The following is a 19,355-nucleotide window of genomic DNA, read 5'->3' on the forward strand; positions in this document are numbered from 1 at the left end:
GCGACGCCGGCATCACGGAGATTCGTTTCTCATCCGCGAGGGTCCACCATGGCGCTGCGGCCAGCCGCGGTCTTCCGTCGTGAAGTCCCGCCCCAGGCCGTACGACTCCAGCCGCCACACGCCATCGCGGTTCAAGACGACATAGAGGTGCTGCCCCAGGAACGCGGCACCCGCCACCCGCGGGCGACTGGGAAGCGGGCAGCTTCCGACTCGGGCACCTTGAGCAAAGAACTGTATCCAGGCCTGGTGGCCCTCCGGCAGTTCGGCGTCAGCGAGCACCGCCACCGCGCCCCCTTGAAGCAACGCGGCTTCGTACACCGTGCCCGGTGCCACCTCATCCGGAAGCGCATCCACCTCCCACACCACGTGTCCGGACTCCGGGTCCACGGCGCGAAGCACGACACGCTCCTCCCGCGCCGTGCAGGGAACGCCGTCCGTGCGCGCACACGCCCTTGCGAAGAGCTGGCCAGCCGTGGCCAGGAGCGCCGGCTCCGCGATGAGCACCCGCGCGCTGGCGCCACCGCCCCCTTCGGAGAGCATGACGGGCACGCCGCCATCCGCCGGCACAAAGGCTCGCGCTCCCACCAGCAGCCGCCCACCCGCGATGGCCAGTGACGCACCGCCATCCGGAACACCGCCATCCAGCAGCGCGCTCAACTTCAACTCAGTCCCCCCACCGCCATCTGTCACTCCTGGCGACACCTCCACCCGCGCCAGTCGTCCATCCACCGTGTAGAGATAGGCCGTCCCCAGCACGTCCAGCCCCAGCCGCGCCTCTCCTCGCCACGCTTCGACCTGTGACGCGCCCAGCAACGTGCCAGCGTCCTCGCGCCCCGACAGCCAGACGAGCCTCGCGAATTCGGGCGCGGTGCCGCCATCATCCCCGCCGCCGGCATCCGGCACGGCCCGCCACGCGACGTAAGCGAGGATGTCCTCCTCGTGCGTGAGTGCGATGTGGCTCGCGGCGGCGCCTCCTAGCGGCAGGCCCTCGCCCGCCCCTAGCGACGCCCACGAGGCCTGCCAAAGACGCGCACCGGAGCCGCGCGGTGCATAGGCCTCGAGCCCCTCTGGTGCATGAACCACCACGCCCGCATCCGACGCGGCCAGCAGCGTCCGCGCGCCCCCATCCGGGTACGAAGACGCGTACCGCAGCAGCCCAGAGCGCGTGTACGCGACCAACTGGCAGCCCGCGTCCCCGCCACACACGGAGGTGTAGAGAGCGTCCTCCGAGACGAGCAACACCGTCCCACCGTCCGCCGCCACCGGCACGCCTTCCAGTTCCAGGCTGAGCTCCGGCGCGAGCTCGACAGGGTCCGGCCGCTGACACACGCCGCCCTGGCACGTCCCTTCTCCCTGGCAGGCGGTAGCGGGCGCGCAGACGAAGCCCTCGGGTGGCGTCACCTCCCGGCATGCGCCGCTGAAGCACAGACGCGCCTTCTGACAGTCCGCCGGGCCGCAAGGACTGAAGTCGTCGGCGTCCACCGCCGTGCAGCCCTCGTCCCGGTCGCACAACCCCACCTTGCAGGGGTTCTGCGGTGCGGGACACGCCACCCGCGACGTCACACACCCCCGCGTGGGCGAACACGCATCCACCGTGCACGGGTTGTTGTCATCACACGTCCTCGGGTGGCCCACGCAGACGCTCGCCTGGCAACGGCCATCCACCTGGCAGCGGCTCTCCGGCGTGCACGCGGCGCCTTCCTCCAGCGGCGTCTCCACGCACATCCCTGCTGCCACGTCGAAGCGGGCGTCGAAGCAGGGGCGCTCCGGACACGGCGTGGGCCGGATGCCCAGGCCCGTGAGGCGAACGGACTCCGTCAGCCCCGCGCCTGACAGCAGCAGCATCCCCTCCGACGGCCCATGCCCCGCGGTGAAGACGACCTCCACTTCAGTCGCTCCGCCGCCAGAAACGCTCACCTCGGACGTCACCACGGCGAAGGGCGCCTCCACGGATGCCGTCACCGTCAGGCCCACACGGCCCGTGGCCAGTACCGTCACCGCGCGGCGCGCCTGCGTCCCCTCCAGCACACGGCCGAAGTCCACCACCGCATCCCGGGGCCGGAACCCCTGACGCGAGCCTCCCGTCCCGGAGTCCCCCGACTGGCACCCGCCCACGGCGAGCATGAGCGCCACCCACAATGGACTCCAGGAACGCGCCTGCGGATGCATGCCCGCGACTCAAGCGCGGGGCCGCGCGCCCCTGCAATGCAACGCGAAGGCGCCGTCGTGAGACGAACTCAAGGCCCCGGCGCTGGGGCACGGCGCCGGGCCAACATCCGGATGCCCACGCCAATGGCGCCAATGACGACCAGTCCCACCACCGCGTACTGGTACCGGGTGACGAGCGCCGTCAGTCGCTCCAGATTGCCGCCCACCGCCGCGCCCAGCCCCAGCACCAGCCCGGTATGTGCCATGGCGGACACCGCGCCCAGCGCCAGCGCGTTGAAGCGCGGCATGCGAGAGGCGCCCGCGGCGACGAAGATGAGGCCCCGGATGCCCGGCAGGAAACGATTCACCAGCAGCAGCCACGGCCCATTCACGCGCATGCGCGCTTGAACCTGTTCCAGCCGCGCATGGGTGATGCCGAAGAAGCTGCGCTCCGGGTGGGCGTCGAAGCGCTTCGCCAGCCAGTGCCCCACCGCGTAGTTGATGGCCGCGCCCGCCACGCTGCCCACCGTCACCACCAGGAAGACGAGCATCCACGGCTGCGAACCCCGCACCGCGTACACGCCCCCCAGCAGGGTGATGGTGTCTCCGGGAAAGGGCGGCACGACGTACTCCAGCATCGCCGCCAGCCCCAGCACGAGCAGGCCCAGGGGCCCCAGGGCCGAGATGAGCTGGTCGATGAATTCCACCATCCGAGCGTGCAACCTCCGGCGAGCCGTGCTCCGTCGGATTTAAGTCGGAAGCCGCCAACACGAAAGGTGCTTCCGTCCTGGCCCCGCCAGCGGTGAACATCCCCGGGGCCCATGCGGGGCCCGCGTCATGGCGTCGTGGACGGAGGCGCCTCGGCGGGCCGCGGCATCACCGTGCCGCCGTACTGCGTGGCCGCCAGCGTGCCACACGCCGCGCCAATCTCCTTGCCACCGGAGTACCGGCGCGCCACCGGCGACTTGAGAATCTGGAGGTGGTCGCGGAACGCGCTCAGCTCCTCGGGCGTGGGCGGCAGGTACTTCCCGGTGGGGTCCGTCACGTCGATGAGGTCCACCTTGATGCGGATGCCCTCGAAGGCGGCCTTCAGCGCCTCCGCGTCCTCGCGGCCCATGTTGAAGCCGCTGATGGCGACATAGGCGATCATCGCCCGCTCGCGCCGCACCTCGCTGTACTCGCGGATGGCGGCGATGAGCTCCGGCAGCGGGTGCGTCTTCTCAATCGGCAGCACCTTCGCCCGCTTCTCCGCGATGGCGCTCGTCACGGAGAAGGCCAGCCGGTACGGATGCCCCTCCCGCACGTAGCGGCGGATCGCCGGCACATGGCCCGCCGTGGAGAAGGTAATCGCCTCGCCCGCGATGGAGAACCCCGCCGGGTGCCGCAGGATGTCCGCGGCCCGCAGCGTCTCCTTGTAGTTGAGCAGCGGCTCCCCCATCCCCATGAAGACGACGCCGCGCACCGGCCGGTCCGCTTCCTCCCGGACCTGGAGCACCTGGTCCAATATCTCCCAGGTCTGGAGGTTCCTTTTGAAGCCCAACTTCCCCGTCATGCAGAAGTCGCACGCCAGCGCACAGCCCACCTGGCTGGAGACGCAGATGACGTACTTCTCATCGAAGATGGGGATGCGGACCGCTTCGATACGTCCGCCCAGCGGCGAGTCGAAGAGGTACTTCACGAAGCCGTCGTCCGCGCGGCGGCGCTCGACGATGGCCAGCTTCGGCATCTCCGCGTGGGCACGCAGGTGGTCTCCTACGCGGCGCGGCACCTGACGGGCCGAAGCGACCTCCTCCACGGACTGCGCGCCGTGAGCGAAGACGGCCGCGAACACCTTGCGGACGGCGGCGGGCGACGGGGAGAGCGGCGCGAGCGCGGCCTCCAGCTCCTGCAACGACAATGACTTCAGGTTCACGAGGCGGACTTGATTTTGGAGCGAAGGAACTCGGTGAGCTTCTCGGAGACTTCCTTCGGCATCTTCGCCGCCAGCGCCTTCTTGCACAGCCCGGGTGTGGCCCGGTAGGTGCGCAGGAAGTCCACACAGGGACTGCATCCGCGCAGGTGCTCACGTAAGTGCTGTGTGTCCTCGGGAGACATCTCTCCGTCGAGGAATTGCAGCAGGAGGTTGATGGAATCTTTGCAGTTGTACATCCGAACCTCGGCTGGCTGCGGCGCGCCCTCGTTCCTCTCGATGATGCCGAGCGCTTCGTCGCGTTTCACAACTCGCGGCTATCCCGGTTGTAGAAAGCGTCGATGGCTTCACGGAGCGCGAGCCGTGCCCGGTGCAACCGGCTCTTGATGGCGGGGATGGAGTCCCCCGTCGCCTCTGCAATCTGTTCGTAACTGAGGCCCTCCACGTCTTTCAAGAGGAAGACCTCCCGGTACCCCTCGGGCAGGCGGTCCGAGGCTTGCTGGATGGCGGAGCCCAGCTCGGCGTCCAGGGCCTTCTCCTCGGCGTCCCGGCTCCAATCCGTCTGGGGATACTCCGCCAGGGAGCCCCGCTCGGTGAACTCCGGGCCCTGGAGCTCCTGCTCGGCTGCCTGGGCCACGCGGCGGTGGCGCAGGCGCATGAGCGCATGGTTGGCGGCGATGCGGTGCACCCAGGAACCGAAGGCCGCATCCCCCCGGAAATCCTTCAGGTGTTGGTAGGCGGACAGGAAGGTGTCCTGGGTGATTTCGGCCGCATCGGCTTCCGAACGGGTCATCCGGAGCGCCAGGCCATACACCTTGTCCCGGTGGGCATCCACCAGGGCCTCGAAGGCGGAAACATCCCCATCCTGTGCGCGAGCGAGGAGCTGACGGTCCTCGCCCATGACGGCCTCGTCGGACATGGCGGGGCGCACCTGACCAGCCAGAAAGCCCGCCGTCAAGCGGGCTTGCGGCGCCCCGGTGGCGGCCCCTTGCTGACATGTTGACTGTCCCGGACCCACAACCGGAAGGGTTCGGCGGCCCAGGTCCCGGCGTAATCCACGCCAATCCGAGGCCCCCGGGACACGGCTGACTCGGGAACAGGCGTCCCGGGTCGCAGGTGCAGCGCGGGCGTGCACAGGCCCCGCCGGTTGTGCGCACGGGTGAGGCCCAGCGCCTTGCACAGGCGGCCCGGTCCGTCCGTGCGCGTCCCCAGGGGCAGGCCCTCCACCGGCTCCACCGCCCGCACCAGCACCGCCGCGCCCACCCCCGCGGCATCCGTCACCACGTTGAAACAGTGGTGCATGCCATAAATCAGATAGACGTACGCCACGCCGGCCGGTCCGAACATGACCTCGGTGCGAGGGGTGAGCCCCTTGGCCGCGTGGCACGCCAGGTCGTGCTCGCCGATATAGGCCTCCGTCTCCACGATGCGGCCCACCCGGCGCTGCCCGCCCTCCTCCACCACCAGCAAGGCGCCGAGCAGCTCCCGGGCAACCACCAGCGCGGGACGGGCGTAGAAAGACTCCGGCAACCAGTTCACACCTGGATGTTAACGGCCCTTCCGTCCGGAAAGAGAAGAACCCAGACACACTCGGAGAGCGTCCGCAGTTCCCACCAGCGCAGGGCTGGGGCAGATTGCATCGCACCATGTCCACCCCTGGCCGGCTCTCCGGTCTCTTGCTCCCGCTCTTCTCCCTCCGCTCGCAGACCGACTTTGGCATCGGTGACTTCGGTGCCCTGGAGGGACTGTTCACCTGGATGAAGGCCGCCCGCCAGCGGATGCTGATGGTGCTGCCGCTGCTGCCCACCGCGCCGGGCGACCCGAGCCCCTACGCGACGCGCTCGGCCTTCGGCCTCAATCCCCTCTTCATCGACCTGCAGCGGCTGCCGGAGTTCACCGCGGCCGGCGGCGAGGCGGCCCTGTCCGACGCGCAGCGCGCCCAACTGGCCGAGGCGCGCTCGGCGCCGCGCGTGCGCTACGACCTGGTCTTCCCCCTCAAGGACACCGCCTTCGCGCGCGCCTTCGACGTCTTCGAAGCGCAGCACTGGGCGCCCCAGTCCGAGCGGGCGAAGGCCTTCCGCCAGTGGCGCGACACCCAGGGCGAGTGGCTGGAGAGCTACGCGCTCTTCACCGCCATCAGCGAGCAGGAGGACCGCCGCCCGTGGTGGGAGTGGCCGGAGCCGCTGCGCACCCGTCAGCCCGAGGCCCTGGCCCAGAAGTCCCGGGAGCTGGAGCGCCGCGTGCGCTACCACGCCTGGCTCCAGTGGGTGGCCGAGCAGCAGTGGAACGAGGTGCGGACGCAGGCCCGCGCCAAGGACGTCCTCCTGTGCGGCGACGAGCCGTTCATCATCGGTCAGGACAGCGCGGACGTGTGGGCGCACCCGGACATCCTGCGGCGCGACGCCCGCCTGGGCGTGCCTCCGGATGACTTCTCCGCCACGGGCCAGGACTGGGGCCTGCCCTACTTCGACCTGGCGGCCATGGAGAAGGACGACTTCGCGTGGCTGAAGACGCGCGCGAAGAAGGCGGCCAGCTACTACGACTTGCGCCGCGTGGACCACGCGGTGGGGTACTTCCGGCAGTGGATTCGCGACGCGCAGACGCCCACCGGGCGCTTCATCCCGCCGGACGAGGAGAGCCACCGCCGCCTGGGCGAGAAGACCTTCCGCCTGCTGTCCGAGGGCGCCGGCATCGTCGCCGAGGACCTGGGCGTGATTCCGCACTTCGTGCGCCACATCCTCGCGGAGCTCCAACTGCCCGGCTACCGGGTGATGCGCTGGGAGCGCGACGACAACCACTACCGCGACCCGCGCCAGTTCCCGGCGGTGTCCCTGGTCACCACCGGCACGCATGACACGGACACGGTGGCCGAGTGGTGGGAGGGCGCGGGCGACCACGAGCGGCAGGCGGCGGCGCGCTCATGGCCGGAGCTCAACGGCGTGGCCCTCACCCGCGAGTTCACCCCGGACGTGCACCGGGCCATGCTGGCCTCGGCGCTCAACGCCAACAGCGACCTGTGCGTGCTGCCCTGGCAGGACGTGCTCGGCACCCGGGACCGCATCAACCTGCCCGGCTCCATGAGCGATTCGAACTGGGCCTACCGCATCGAACAGAACGTGAGCGACCTGCTCACCGATTCGCGCACGCGCGAGGCCGCTGAACGGCTGGCCTGGCTCACCGCGTCCGCGCGGCGCTGAGGCACCGTCCGCCCGGGGCCCCGAAGCGGGCGGACACGCACGGCCTCACGGTTTGATGCACTTCACCTGGGCCGGGAAGCCGTCGAACAGGGCGCAGGTGCGGTTGGAGTTGGCGCACTCCAGCCGCTCGCAGATGTCGTCGAAGACGCAGATGGGCGGCGAGCGGCCGAACTCCAGGAAGATTTCCGCGCAGAACTGGTACGGGTTCACGCAGCCGAACGAGCCGCAGTAGGGCGCGTCCGACAAGCTCTCGCCCTCCTTGGGGCGCACCGCCTCGTCCTCGGAGACGCCACACGAGGACGCGCATACCGCGAGCACGGAGAACACCAGGCTTCTGATTCGCCGGGACTGGGCCATGACCCCCCATCTTGGGCCAGGCGGGAGCGGCTTGCACGTCTTCGCGAGGCGCCATTCCGCGAGACCGGACACTGGGGTTTGCCCCGACGTCCCGGTATGCGACAAAGCATTGCCATCCAGGACGGAAGAAGTGTTGGGGCCGCGAGCCTTCCAGCTATGAAACACCCCGTGGCCGCCGACCTGCTCAGATACCTCCGCCTTGCCACTCCGCTCGCGCTGCTGCTCACCGCGGCCTGCGCCACCACGAATGCGCCGCCCCCCTCAGGCCCCAAGGTCACCGACCTGGAAATCCAGGGAACGCACCAGGTGAGCGAGGGCGCCATCAAGGACCGCATCCTCACCACCGCCACGCCCTTCTGGGGCTTCTGGCCCTTTGGCGGCCCCAGCTACTTCGACGCCAACGCGTGGCAGGCGGACCTGCGCCGCATCGAGCGGTACTACCAGGCCCAGGGCTTCTACCAGGCGAAGGTCACCCACGCCGAGGTGAAGCCGGCCGGTGACGACAAGGTCGCCATCGACATCAGCGTGCAGGAGGGCGAACCCACCCGCATCAGCGAAATCCAGGTGACGGGCCTGGACACCCTGCCGGAGGACGTGCGCGAGGAGCACCGCAAGTACGTGCTGGACGGACTGCCCCTGCACGAAGGCGACGTCTTCAAGGAAGAGTCCTGGGAGGAAGCGAAGGCCCGCGTCCAGGAGCGGCTGCGCGAGCTGGCCTACGCCGAGGCCGAAGTCGACGGCGAGGTCCGGGTGGACGTGGACACAAGGCAGGCGGTGGTGGAATTGCGCACCCGGCCCGGCATCCGCTACCGCTTCGGCAACACCTTCGTCGCCACGGACGCCAATCCCCAGGTGCCTCCGCGCCGCATCATCGAGCAGGTGACGGGCGCGCTGAAGAAGGGGGACTGGTACAGCGAGACGGCGCTGGCCAACGCGCAGGCGCGCGTGTTCCGCATGGGCGTGTTCGGCGCGGTGAAGGTGAACCGCGGCGCGCCGGACCGCGAATCCGGCACGGTGCCGGTGGTGGTGGACGTGCGCGAGGCGCCCTTCCGCTCCGTGCGGCTGGGCGGCGGTTTGGGCGTGGACGCGGCCCGGCAGGAGGTCCGCGCGGTGGGCGAGTGGACCCACCGCAACTTCGGCGGCGGCCTGCGCCGCTTCACCGTCCGCGGCCGGCTGGGCTACGCCTTCATCCCCAACGTCCTCAACTTCAACAAGGACGGTCCTGTCTTCGACGTCACCGCCGAGTACGAGCAGCCCCGCTTCCTCTTCAGGGACTTGCGGGCGCAGAACTCGCTCAGCGTGGAGAAGGGCCTGGAGCAGGCCTATGACTTCTGGGGCGGCAGGCTCCAGACGGGTGTCATCTGGCAGCCGCACCCCGACTTCTCCATCTTCCCGTCGTACAACCTCCAGGTGTACCGGCTCAGCGGCCGCGTCAGCGCCGACTCCCGCGTGCCGCCCATCGTCCTGGGCTGCGGCGAGGGCCAGGCGCAGTGCAACGTGGCGCTCAGCTTCCTGGAGCTGGCCTTCACCTGGGACCGGCGCGATGACGTCATCGAGCCGCGCGACGGCTACTACATCTCCCTCTCCGTCCAGAAGGGCGGAGGCACGCCCCTCATGGGAGACTTCAACTACGTCCGCCTGCTGCCCGACCTGCGCGTCTACCGTTCGTTCGGCGAGGACAAGCGGTTCATCCTGGCGGCGAAGGTGCGCGCGGGCACGCTGAACCCCGCGGGCGGCAGCCAGAGCTCCATCGTCACCCGCTTCTTCTCGGGCGGTGGCACGTTCATGCGCGGCTTCAACGGCCAGCGCCTGTCCCCCCTGGCCGCCCTGCAGCGCACGGCGGACGTGGACGGCGACGGCAACCCGGATGTCGTCCAGGACGAGGAATGGGACACCGTGCCCGTGGGTGGCAACAGCCTCTTCGAGACCTCGGTGGAGATGCGCTACCAGTTCACGGAGAGCCTGATGGTGGCGGCCTTCTATGACACGGGCCTGGTGGGCATCGAGGACTTCTCCCACGCGAACCGGCCCAAGCTCTTCGGCCCCCAGCACTACCACGCCGTGGGCATGGGCCTGCGGTATCTGACGGTCGTCGGGCCCGTCCGGCTGGACATCGCCCGGCGGTTGAACATTGGCGGGGGATTGCCCGTTTCCACCCCGGGATACATCTATCCCGAAGCCGGAGGCTGCTTCGGCATCGGAAGCCGGTGGAGGCCCACGGGTCCGACGACGCCCAGCGGCGCGTTCGCGGGCGCTCCGGACGGGCTGTGCGCGCTGCACCTGTCGATTGGAGAGGCGTTTTGACGGAATCCGCCCCGAGCGCCGCGCCTCCCCCACCCCGCCGGCCCGCGCGCTGGGGCCGCCGCGTGCTGTGGGGCCTGCTGGGCCTCATGGGCCTCATCGTGCTCGTCGTCGCGGGCGTGCTCGTCTTCGTCACGACGTCGCGCGGAGAGGCCTGGCTCGTCCAGAAGGGACTCGCGCTGGCACATGAGCAGCTCTCCGGCCGGCTGGAGCTGGGGCGCCTGGACCTGTCCCTGAGCGGCGTCATCCTCGAAGACGTGAGGCTGTATGACCCCGAAGGCGAGCTGGTGGCGGAAATCGCCCGGGTGGACGTGCGCGCGCGGCTGGCGGGGCTGGTGCGCCAGCACGTGAACCTCCCCTCCGCGCGACTCGAGCGTCCGCGCCTGTATCTGGCCCAGGACGAGCGCGGACTGAACCTGACGCGCGCGTTGGAGCCCCGCACGCCCAGCCCCGAGGAGCCCTCCAAAGGCCGCGGCTCGCTGACGCTGGACTTGCACGAGCTCGTGCTCGAGGACGGCTATGTCGACTTCCGCCAGACGTTGCCCGAAGGCGGTGAGCGGCAGGTGCGGCTGGAGGACCTGGATGCCCTGGGCTCGGCCCGCTACGCCGCCGCGACGCAGGGCGTGGGCGCGAACCTGGACGCCACCGCGAGCCTCGCCCGTCCCGTCCCCGGACCCGTGCGGCTGGCGCTGAAGGCCCGCGGCGAAGAGGGCACATTTGAAGGCGATGTCGACCTGGAGGCCGCGGGGCTGGTGCTGGACGCCAGCGGCCGCGCGAAGCTCCCGCCAGAGACGCCGCCGGGCGCGCCGGAGGGCCCGCTCCAAGCAGGACTGGAGCTGCGGCGCCTGTCCGCGCCGCCCGACCTGCTGCGGGCCTTCGTGCCCACCTGGCCGTTGCGGGTGCCGGTGTCCGCGGAGGGCTCCGCCGGACTGGACGGCGACGCGGCGCGGGTGGACGTCACCGCGAAGGCCGCCAGCGCCTCCGTGTCCGTGAAGGGCGGCATGGATTTGGAGCGGATGCGCACCGACGGCCTGTCCGTGAAGGCGCGCGACGTCGACCTGTCGGAGCTGATGGCGCAGGGCCCCAAGACGCGCATCGCCGCGGACCTGAACGCGAAGGGCGGAGGCACGAGCCTGGAGTCGATGGAAGGCGAGGTGAAGCTCATCGTGTCCCCCTCCCAATACCTGGGCCAGCCGCTGGGGCCGGTGGAGCTGGAGGCCAGCGCGAAGGAGGGCCGGTATTCGCTGATGCGGCTGCGGGTGCTCGCGCCGGGCGTCGCCCTGCAGGCCAAGGGAGACGGCACCGCGAAGTCGGTGAACCTGCAAGGCGGCCTCACCGCCGGCAACCTCGCCCTGCTCTCGCAGATGCTGTCCAAGCTGATGCCGGGCGTGGTGGCCCCCATGGCGGGCAACGGCACGTTGGACTTCTCCGTGAAGGGCCCGCTGCGCACGCCCGCCGTGAAGGTCGACGGCGGCTTCGCGGCGCTGCGGTACGGCGACGTGGCGGCGCAGGACGTCTCCCTGAAGCTGGAGATGCCGGACGTCAGCCACCCCCTCACGTCCAACGCCACGCTGGTGGTGTCCCGGCTGAAGGCGGGCGGACGGGACTTGCGCGACGTCGCCGTCACGCTGGCCACGCAGGAGCGTGCGCTGGAGGCCAGCGTGCGCGTGGCGGGAGACGCGGAGCTGGGGCTCACGCTCAGTGGCCAGGTGGATGCCAATCGCCACGGGTTGGCCATCCGGCAGCTCGCGCTGTTCTGGCCGGAGGCCACCTGGACGCTCCAGACGCCCACGCACGTGGGCTTCGGCGGAGGCAACGTTGACGTGGCGCCCCCACTGCGGCTCGCGTCGGAGGGGCAGACGCTGTCACTACAGGGCGCGATGCGCGGCCAGCGCGTCAACGCGCGCGTGGAATTGGGCGCGTTCGATTTGTCGCGCCTGCCCAGGTCCTTCGTCCCGGAGTCGCTGGGCCTGGGCGGCAGGCTGACAGGCCACGCCGCCGTCAGCGGGACGATGGCGCGCCCCGACGCGGAGACCGACCTGCGGCTGGAAGACGGCAGCGCGCGCGGCTACGAGGGGCTCCAGGCGAAGCTGAAGGCGCGATACGTGAAGGACCGCGCCACCGGAACGCTGGAGGCCAGCCTGCCCGTGGCGCGGCTCGCCGCCGAGTTCGACGTGCCGGTGCAGGGCGTGCTCAAGCGCCGGCGCGATGCGATGTCCGTGCGCCTGAATCTGGAGGACCTGGACATCGCCGGCGCCATGAAGCTCGCGGGCCAGCCCGAGAGCGCCAGCGGCCGGCTGGCCGGCACGCTGACCGTGGAAGGCCCCGCGCGTGAGCCCCTGCTGGACTTCACCCTTCGCGGGCAGGACGTGCGCTACCAGACGCCGCCGCCGGGCTTCTCGCTACCCCAGCCGCTGGCCTTCCAGCTGCGCGCCGCGTCCGACCGCGAGGACCAGACGCTGGATGCGCGCCTGGACGTGGAGGGCCTGGGCTCGCAGACGTACCTGGCCCTGCGGACGCCCTTCACGGTGGGCGGGCTGATGGCGAAGCCGCCCACGTCCGATGAACTCCTGGCGACGACGCTGGGCGTGGAGGCCCGCGTGACGCAGCTGCCCCTCACCCTGCTCAAGGGCATGAGCGGCGTGCAGCAGCCGGGCGGCACGGTGACGGCGCACCTGGACTTCGAGGGCTCGGTCCTGGTGCCCCACGCGACGCTGCGCGTGCAGGCCAACGCCGTGACGATGAACGGGCTTCCGCCCATGAACGGGCAGCTCAGCGTCGTGGGCGGCGACAAGGACGTGAAGCTCACGCTGAACGCGCAGCGCCAGGACGGACCGCTGGCGCAGCTGACGGCCACGCTGGCGGCCCCGCTGGGCGCGCTCCAGGACCGCGAGGTCTACGGCTACATCCCCTTCGACATCACCGGCCGCGTGGGCCCGGTGCCGCTCCAGGAGATTCCCGGCCTGGCCACCCCGGCGTCGCCCGTGGCGGAGGGCGCGCCGCCACCGCAGGGCGGCCGGTCCCAGGGCATCCAGGGCGTGCTGGCCATGGAGCTGGGCGCGCGGGGCACGCTCGACACGCCGCAGATGGAGCTCACCGCAGGCGTGCAGGACCTGGGCGTGGGCAACACGGGGCTGGGCCAGGTGCGCCTGAACTACACGTACCGGGACACCCGCTCCCGCTTCGACCTGCTGCTCACCGAGCCGGGCGGCGGCACCATGCTGGTGAACGGAGGTCTGGGCCTGGACGTGTCACTGCCCGCGCTCAACCGGGGCCTCCAGACAGACAACGCGCCGGTGGAGGTCGCGCTCAAGGCGCGCAACTTCAACCCGGCCTTCCTGTCCGGCACGGTGGAGATGCTGCGCAGCATCGGCGGCGTGCTCCAGGCGGACGCCAGCGTCGCCGGCACGTTGGGCGCGCCCCGCATGAATGGCAGCGTGGAGTGGAAGGACGGCAAGCTGGGGCTGATGGGCTTGGGCGAGTACCGCGACATCCAGCTCGCCCTGAAAGCCAGCCGCGAATCCATCGCCGTCACGACGCTGTCGGCGAAGGCCGGCAACGGCGCCCTGCGCCTCAACTCGCCGTTGACCGCGGTGCTCAACGCCCGGAATGAGTACGAGCTGTCCAGCCCCGGGACGTCCGACCCGCCGCTGGTGATGCGCAACTTCCCCATCATCGTCGACGACCAGCTCATGGCGCTGGTGAGCCTGCGCGCGAAGGTGGAGGGCACGCTGTCCCAACGACTGGTCAACCTGCGCAACGTCACCATCCCCGAGGCCACCATCGAGCTGCCGGAAGCTAAGCGCAAGGACCTGCAGGCGCTGGAGCGGCCCGGTGACGTGGTGCTGGTACGCAACGGAGAGCCGCTGGACCGCAAGAAGCGCAAGGAAGCGGCCCAGGCGCAGCCCCCGGCGAATCCCGACGGGACACCGGTGGAAGGCGCGGCCCCGGCGGAGGGCGTGGCGGTGGAAGACGAGGAAACGGCCACGCCCCCCATTGTGTTCTGGGTGAATGTGAATGCGCCCCGCAACCTTTGGGTGAAGGGCTCCGACATCAACGCGGAGCTGGGACTGTCAGATGACTTTCGCGTCGAATACACGGACGTGGCGCGCCTGTTCGGTGAAGTGCGCGTGCTGCGCGGGCGTGTGGACGTGCTCGGCCGCCGCTTCGACATCCAGCGCGACAGCCAGGTGCGCTTCACCGGCCCGGCCATGGCGCCGTACATCAACGTCACCGCCGAGCACCGCAACGACAGCGCCAAGGTCACCGTGTTCGTCACCATCCGGGGCCAGGGGCGGGAAATCACGCTCAAGCCCACCAGTGACCCGCCGCTGCCGGAGTCGGAAATCTACACGCTGCTGGCGACGGGCCGGCGCACGCTGGAGCGCAGCTCCGGTGCCTCCATGAACGCCAGCGCGCAGGCCGCGTCCGTGGTGGGCTCGCTGGTGGCCAATGAGGCCCGCAAGGCCCTGGCCGCGAAGCTGCCGCTGGACGTCGTCTCCATCGAGGCGGGGGACTCCGGCATCGCGGGCACCAAGCTGGAAGTCGGCACCTACGTGACGGACAAAATCTACGTCGGCTACACCGGCCGCGTGGGCGCCAACCTCCAGCAGGGAGAGAACGCCAACGCGGTGCGCTTCGAGTACCAGTTGGGCACGCGCTGGAGCCTGGAGGGCCAGTACGGCGACGCGCGCTCGGGCGGGTTGGACCTCATCTGGACCAACCAGTACTGAGGCTCGCTGGGACACGGCGGGCTCCCGTCCTTCCGGGCGGGAGCCGCCGCTTCGACGACTAGAGGCCGTACATCGCGAAGCACGAGCCCGCGGGGCCCGCGCCAGAAATGGGCGCGCTCGGCGCGCTCAGCCACGTGCTGTTGGCGCCGCACTGGTGCCACTGCTGGTCGCCCGTGGACTGCACGCAGGTGCGCGGCGGCACGGAGCGGCCCAGCGTGGCGGAGGAGCACCAGCCATAGGACGCGGTGCAGTTCGTGGGCTTGGTGGTGCTGCCCGCGGTGAAGGCGCCCGACTGGCACTGCCGCCACATGGCGTCCGACGAGCTCTGCACGCAGCCGAGCTCCGGCACGGTGGTGTCGGCCGTCTCGGAGTAGCAGCCGGAGGCGGAGCCCCACGCATAGGCCGACTCGTAGCGGTGGTAGACGACGGACACCAGCGACGAGCCGCCCACGTTGGTGCGGCCGCACTGGAGGGCATACGCGCCCACCCAGGGCGTGTACGTGTAGAGCGCCGCCGTCGCCTTGTTGGCGGGACGCACCGAGCACGGGTCCGACGTGGACTTCGTCACGCCCACGCGCCAGCCGGAGATGGTGGCACGGCCCGCGTCCAGGTCCGTCAGGTAGCCGCGCAGCTTCTTGGCGGAGCAGTCAATCTGCTTGCCGAAGCCCACGTATTGCGCGTCACAGCCGCTGGTGTCCGGACAGCCACAGCCGGTGGCCTTGGCCAGGTTGTTGGAGGTGCCGCTCTGGATGAGGCTGGACTCCACCTGGATGCGGGCCAGCATGTACAGCGGGCTGATGCCAAAGGCCTTGGAGCGCTCGACGATGAGCGCGGCGGCCGTCTTGTTGCTGAAGGCCGGGTCCCGGTAGTTCGCCAGGAACGAGTTGTTCTGCTGGAGGAAGGCCTGCACCTGCGCGGTGGTAATCCACTGGCCACCGGTGATGTCGGTGTCCTCCAGCAGCCGGTGCATGTCGTACTTCGTGGTGGCCTCCAGCAGCACCTGGCCGGTCAGCTCATCGATGACGGGCTCATCTGCCTCGTCGATGGGACCACAGCCGGCCGCCACCAACGCGGGCACCAGGAGCAACCACAATCGCGTCTTCATCGCGTCCTCGGGGGGATGGGCCGCGAATCCGGAGAGCAGTGCTCACCGTCCACCGGACACGGCCTGGGGGAGTCCGAGGCTCCTGCCGCGTGAAACATTATTCAAGAATTTCTTATCTTCAATGCCTGACGGATTATTGGTGTCCTGCTGAATCCGTCACCCAGGCTACACAGACAGCGCGCGGGCAGCGGGAGTCGCGTCCCCGCCATGAGGCACTTCCTCGCTGGCGAAGGGCGGCGGACGACATGCTCCTCTTCACCGAGGTGGTGGCGACTGGTGGCATCACCGCCTCGGCGGAGCGGCTGGGGCTGCGCAAGTCCACGGTGAGTTGCCGTCTCGCGGCGTTGGAGGAGCGGCTCGGCGTCCGACTCATCGAGCGCAATACGCGCGGGCTCCGGCTCACGGAGGTGAGCCGCGACGACCACGCCCACTGCGCGAGGCTGGTGGCGGAGGCTCGCGAGGTGAATCGCGCGCTCGGCGAGTCGCGCGTCATCCCGCTGGACGACGCGCACTTTCAACGGGAGGTGCTGGAGTCATCCGAGCCCGTGCTGGTGGACTTCACCGCTACCTGGTGCCCAACACCCCGGGCCGACCAGGACGTGCGCTACCGCACCACATTCCACTCACGGATAATTTTAGGCCCGTGTTGCAAAGTGTACACTGTTCGTGTATCCACTCATTCGCCCTGTGAGTCTCGCAGGGCGCGGGTCGCCCCACATCTCCGATCCCCCCATCTCGTTCGGGGCGACTCGTACCCACTGCGGACAGTCGCCCTCCTCCGCGCCAGCCCCTTCCTGTCCGGGGCGGCCCGCACCTCTACCAACGCCTTCGTTTCAACGGTCCAGCCGTCGGCGGGCCCGGGCTCGCGCGGCATCCAGCGCGGAGTCCACGCTGCCCTCGGCCGGCTTCGCTGGCGCCGGCGCCGCGTCGCCCTCGCGGGCCGGCGGAGCTGACGTCGGGGTTGTCCGTGTTGCCGGAGCGGACGGCGGCGCCGTGGGTGCCGCGGGGATGGACACGGAGTTCTCGCGGGTCCGCGGCGCACGCAGCCGTGGCGCGGAGAGGAAGCGGCGCACGGCCACCTCCGCCAGCAGCAGGGCCAGCGCCAGGGCCACCAGCCACGGCGCCAGCGCCACGCGGCCCAGCGACTCCGGGGCCTCCATGAAGAGGCCCGTCATGGACAAGCGCTCCACGCCGCCACCTACCGCCGCGATGGCGCGCAGCAGCTCCAGTCCCGCCTTCGTGGAGCCGGGCTCGAACTCCGGCGCGTAGGGCAGCGTGACGGGCGGCGCGCGGAGCACCTTCGCGCCCAGCCGTACCACCGGGTGCCACGTTCCACTGCCCTCCAGCGGGTACTCGGCGACGAGCCGGTCTTCATCCTCCCACCGCATCGGACGCTCCACCGGCGCGGCGCGTCCGTCGCCGGGCAGGAGCACCATCGTCGGTGCCGCGCCGGGCAGCGCCTCGCCGGGAGGCAGGTCCAGCGTCACGCGCAGCAGGTGCCCCCTCCGCTCGGTCCGCACCACCGCGTCCCCGACGGGCGCCGCGCCCGCCAGCGTCCAGCGCACCATCCCCTCCAGGGCCGCGCGCAGGGAGGACCACGTTCGCAGCTCGCCGGTGTACGGCCCGTCCACCTCCGCGGTGAAGGCCACCGTGCGCCCCGCGCCTCGCGGCCACATCGCCAGGATGGGCGCGCCATTCGTGTCCAGGGTGCGCAGCGCCACGTTGGCGCGGGGCTTGAGGTAGGTGAGGTTGTAGCCGCCCACCTGGGGCAGCCCCTCCGCAGACAGCCGGCCGAGCAGCGGCAGGTCCGGCGCGCCTTCCAGCGACGCGGGCTCATCCACGAAGGTGGCGCGCGCCACCGTGAGCGTCTCCTGGCTGAAGATGCGCGGCAGGCTCATCGCATCCTCGGCGAAGTAGACGCGCCCACCGCCCCGCTGGGCCACTTCCCGGAGCAGGTCCGCGTCCGGGTCCGAGGGCACGCCCAGCCCGATGACGGACACCGTCACCTCCTGCTCGCGCAAGTGGGCCAGCGTGCGCTGGTAGTCATCGGGCTCCTCGGAGTCCGCGGCGTCGGAGAACAGGAGGACGTGGCGCGTGGGCTTCTCGCTGCGGAGGATTTCCGTGCGGCCGGCACGGAGCGCCTCGCCCACGTAGATGCCACCCCCACCGCTGAATCCGCGCGCGACGGCATCCAGGGGCAGCCCCGCCTCCACCGGGCTGAGCGGGAAGATTTCATGGGCCGCCGTGTCCACCATGTGCACGGAGACCTCGTCCTTGGGGTTGAGCAGCGTCAGGGCGGCCACGACGCCCTCGGCGGCCAGCTCCATCTTCGTCCGCCCATCCGGGACGGTCATCCCCATGGAGCAGGAGGCATCCATCAACACGCTCAGCGCCAGGGACGCGCGGCGCTGCTCCTCGCGCATCTCCAGGGACACCGGGAGCAGCGGCTCCACGGGCGAACGACGGAAGCCGCCCTCGCCGAAGCTATTGCGTCCGCCGGTCATCACCAGCCCGCCTCCGGCCTGCTCGACGTAGGCCGCCAGCGCGTTGAGCCCCGGCTCGCCGAGCGCATTGGCGTCCACGTTCTCCAGCACCACGGTGCCCACGCCATCCAGGTCATCCAACGTGAGGCGGAACGGCGCGCGCACATCGAGTTGCAACCCCGAAGCGGCGAGCGACTGCGCGAGCGTGCCCCGGGACTGGTTCGTGAGCAGCAACACCCGGGGTGGGCCCTCCACGCGCAGCACGGCGACGCCCTGGTCGTTCTCCACGACGCCGTCGCCGGGAGCGGTCACGGAGAGCCGGTAACGGACCAGGCCGGGCTCCTCGACCAGGTCGCGCAGCGGCAGCACGTTGGGGCCCGGCTGGAAGTCGAAGGGCCCCTGGAGGAGCACGCGGCCATTGCGCTCCAGGCGGACGGTACCGGTGACGGCGGCGGAGGCATGCACCACGGCGGAGAACTGGAAGGGCTCGCGCTCGGAGACGGCGGCGGGGACGTCCACGGAGACGACGGCCACATCGAGCGGCGGTTCGGGGCGAGCGATGTGGCGCCAGTCCACGGCGAGGCCCCGGGCCGCCAGTCGCCGCGCGGCGCCGCGCGCGTCCACGCCCGTGGCGCGGCCATCGGACAGCACCAACACGCGGCCAGTGCGCTCGTCGGGGATGAGGGCGCTCGCGGCATCCAACGCGGCGGACAGGTCGGAAGCCTCCGCGTCCACAGGGCGCGTGAAACCGCCAAAGCCTCCGAGGGTAGAAAGGGGCTGCTCGACGCGCGCTTCCCGGCCGAAGGTGATGACCCCCACGCGGTCCCCGGGACGGCGCTGCGACTCCAGGAGGGTGATGAGTTCCTGGGCCGTGCGGTCCACGTCACGAGGCATGGACGCGGAGCGGTCCACCACCACGACGACGTCACTGCCGGCATCGGCCCATCGCAGCTCGGGGCCCGAGAGCGCGCCGACGACGAGCACCAGCAGCGCGGCGCGCAGCCACATGGGCGGGCCCGGCCGGCGGCCGTACTTCCAGAGGAAGAGGCCCAGCGGCAGCAGCAGCACCCACGCCTGCGGGAGGGAGAAGGTCATGCGCGACTCCAGCGCAGGGAAGCCATG

At 70.6% G+C, this 19,355-nt stretch carries 13 protein-coding genes and 1 pseudogene; 5 read left to right on the plus strand and 9 right to left on the minus strand.

The window, feature by feature from the left end:
- Positions 1 to 12: 12 nt before the first annotated feature.
- The 6 genes from FL344_RS03085 to FL344_RS03110 all read right to left on the minus strand — a co-directional run bounded on the left by FL344_RS03085 (position 13) and on the right by FL344_RS03110 (position 5,596).
- On the minus strand, positions 13 to 2,124 hold the full coding sequence (locus tag FL344_RS03085) for a hypothetical protein (RefSeq protein ID WP_228564737.1): 2,112 nt from the start codon (positions 2,122 to 2,124) through the stop codon (positions 13 to 15).
- A 113-nt stretch (positions 2,125 to 2,237) separates the two neighbouring features.
- The gene (locus FL344_RS03090; RefSeq protein ID WP_141589340.1) at positions 2,238 to 2,858 is read right to left on the minus strand and encodes a DedA family protein; all 621 of its coding nucleotides are present in this window, start codon (positions 2,856 to 2,858) and stop codon (positions 2,238 to 2,240) included.
- Between the two features lie 125 nt (positions 2,859 to 2,983).
- Entirely contained in the window at positions 2,984 to 4,060 is a 1,077-nt protein-coding gene (locus FL344_RS03095) for a radical SAM protein (protein WP_090488439.1), read from the minus strand.
- Positions 4,057 to 4,365, minus strand: coding sequence for an anti-sigma factor (locus tag FL344_RS03100; RefSeq protein ID WP_225888203.1), 309 nt, complete (start codon positions 4,363 to 4,365; stop codon positions 4,057 to 4,059). The genes FL344_RS03095 and FL344_RS03100 overlap by 4 nt, the downstream gene beginning before the upstream one ends.
- Complete coding sequence (locus tag FL344_RS03105) at positions 4,362 to 4,976, minus strand: RNA polymerase sigma factor (RefSeq protein ID WP_090488437.1); 615 nt, start codon at positions 4,974 to 4,976, stop codon at positions 4,362 to 4,364. The genes FL344_RS03100 and FL344_RS03105 overlap by 4 nt, the downstream gene beginning before the upstream one ends.
- A gap of 35 nt (positions 4,977 to 5,011) precedes the next feature.
- Positions 5,012 to 5,596: a DNA-3-methyladenine glycosylase gene (locus tag FL344_RS03110; RefSeq protein WP_141617454.1), complete on the minus strand. Its 585-nt coding sequence runs from the start codon at positions 5,594 to 5,596 to the stop codon at positions 5,012 to 5,014.
- 107 nt (positions 5,597 to 5,703) lie between these two features.
- On the opposite strand from FL344_RS03110, the gene FL344_RS03115 reads away from it, so the two are divergent.
- Entirely contained in the window at positions 5,704 to 7,254 is a 1,551-nt protein-coding gene (locus tag FL344_RS03115) for a 4-alpha-glucanotransferase (protein WP_141617455.1), read from the plus strand.
- A 45-nt stretch (positions 7,255 to 7,299) separates the two neighbouring features.
- On the opposite strand, the gene FL344_RS03120 is transcribed toward FL344_RS03115, so the two are convergent.
- A complete protein-coding gene (locus FL344_RS03120; RefSeq protein WP_090488432.1) occupies positions 7,300 to 7,611 on the minus strand; it encodes a hypothetical protein in 312 nt (103 codons plus the stop codon).
- A 156-nt stretch (positions 7,612 to 7,767) separates the two neighbouring features.
- Here FL344_RS03120 and FL344_RS03125 point away from each other — a divergent pair, with 156 nt between their 5' ends.
- Positions 7,768 to 9,915, plus strand: coding sequence for a BamA/TamA family outer membrane protein (locus FL344_RS03125; protein ID WP_141617456.1), 2,148 nt, complete (start codon positions 7,768 to 7,770; stop codon positions 9,913 to 9,915).
- On the plus strand, positions 9,912 to 14,645 hold the full coding sequence (locus FL344_RS03130) for a translocation/assembly module TamB (protein WP_141617457.1): 4,734 nt from the start codon (positions 9,912 to 9,914) through the stop codon (positions 14,643 to 14,645). The genes FL344_RS03125 and FL344_RS03130 overlap by 4 nt, the downstream gene beginning before the upstream one ends.
- A gap of 58 nt (positions 14,646 to 14,703) precedes the next feature.
- On the opposite strand, the gene FL344_RS03135 is transcribed toward FL344_RS03130, so the two are convergent.
- A complete protein-coding gene (locus tag FL344_RS03135; RefSeq protein WP_141592370.1) occupies positions 14,704 to 15,750 on the minus strand; it encodes a hypothetical protein in 1,047 nt (348 codons plus the stop codon).
- A 245-nt stretch (positions 15,751 to 15,995) separates the two neighbouring features.
- Here FL344_RS03135 and FL344_RS39685 point away from each other — a divergent pair.
- Positions 15,996 to 16,238 (plus strand): annotated as a pseudogene (locus FL344_RS39685) (LysR family transcriptional regulator); the annotation flags it as partial.
- A complete protein-coding gene (locus FL344_RS38390; RefSeq protein WP_255508166.1) occupies positions 16,212 to 16,703 on the plus strand; it encodes a co-chaperone YbbN in 492 nt (163 codons plus the stop codon). The pseudogene FL344_RS39685 and the gene FL344_RS38390, both read left to right, overlap by 27 nt.
- Here the strand turns inward: FL344_RS38390 and FL344_RS03145 are convergent.
- Positions 16,584 to 19,328 carry a VWA domain-containing protein gene (locus FL344_RS03145; RefSeq protein ID WP_141617458.1) on the minus strand — a complete coding sequence of 915 codons (2,745 nt, stop codon included), beginning with the start codon at positions 19,326 to 19,328 and terminating at the stop codon, positions 16,584 to 16,586. The two genes, FL344_RS38390 and FL344_RS03145, sit on opposite strands and share 120 nt — an antisense overlap.
- Between the last annotated feature and the right edge of the window lie 27 nt (positions 19,329 to 19,355).

It is taken from the genome of Myxococcus sp. AB036A (genome assembly GCF_006547355.1).
Taxonomy (GTDB): domain Bacteria; phylum Myxococcota; class Myxococcia; order Myxococcales; family Myxococcaceae; genus Myxococcus; species Myxococcus virescens.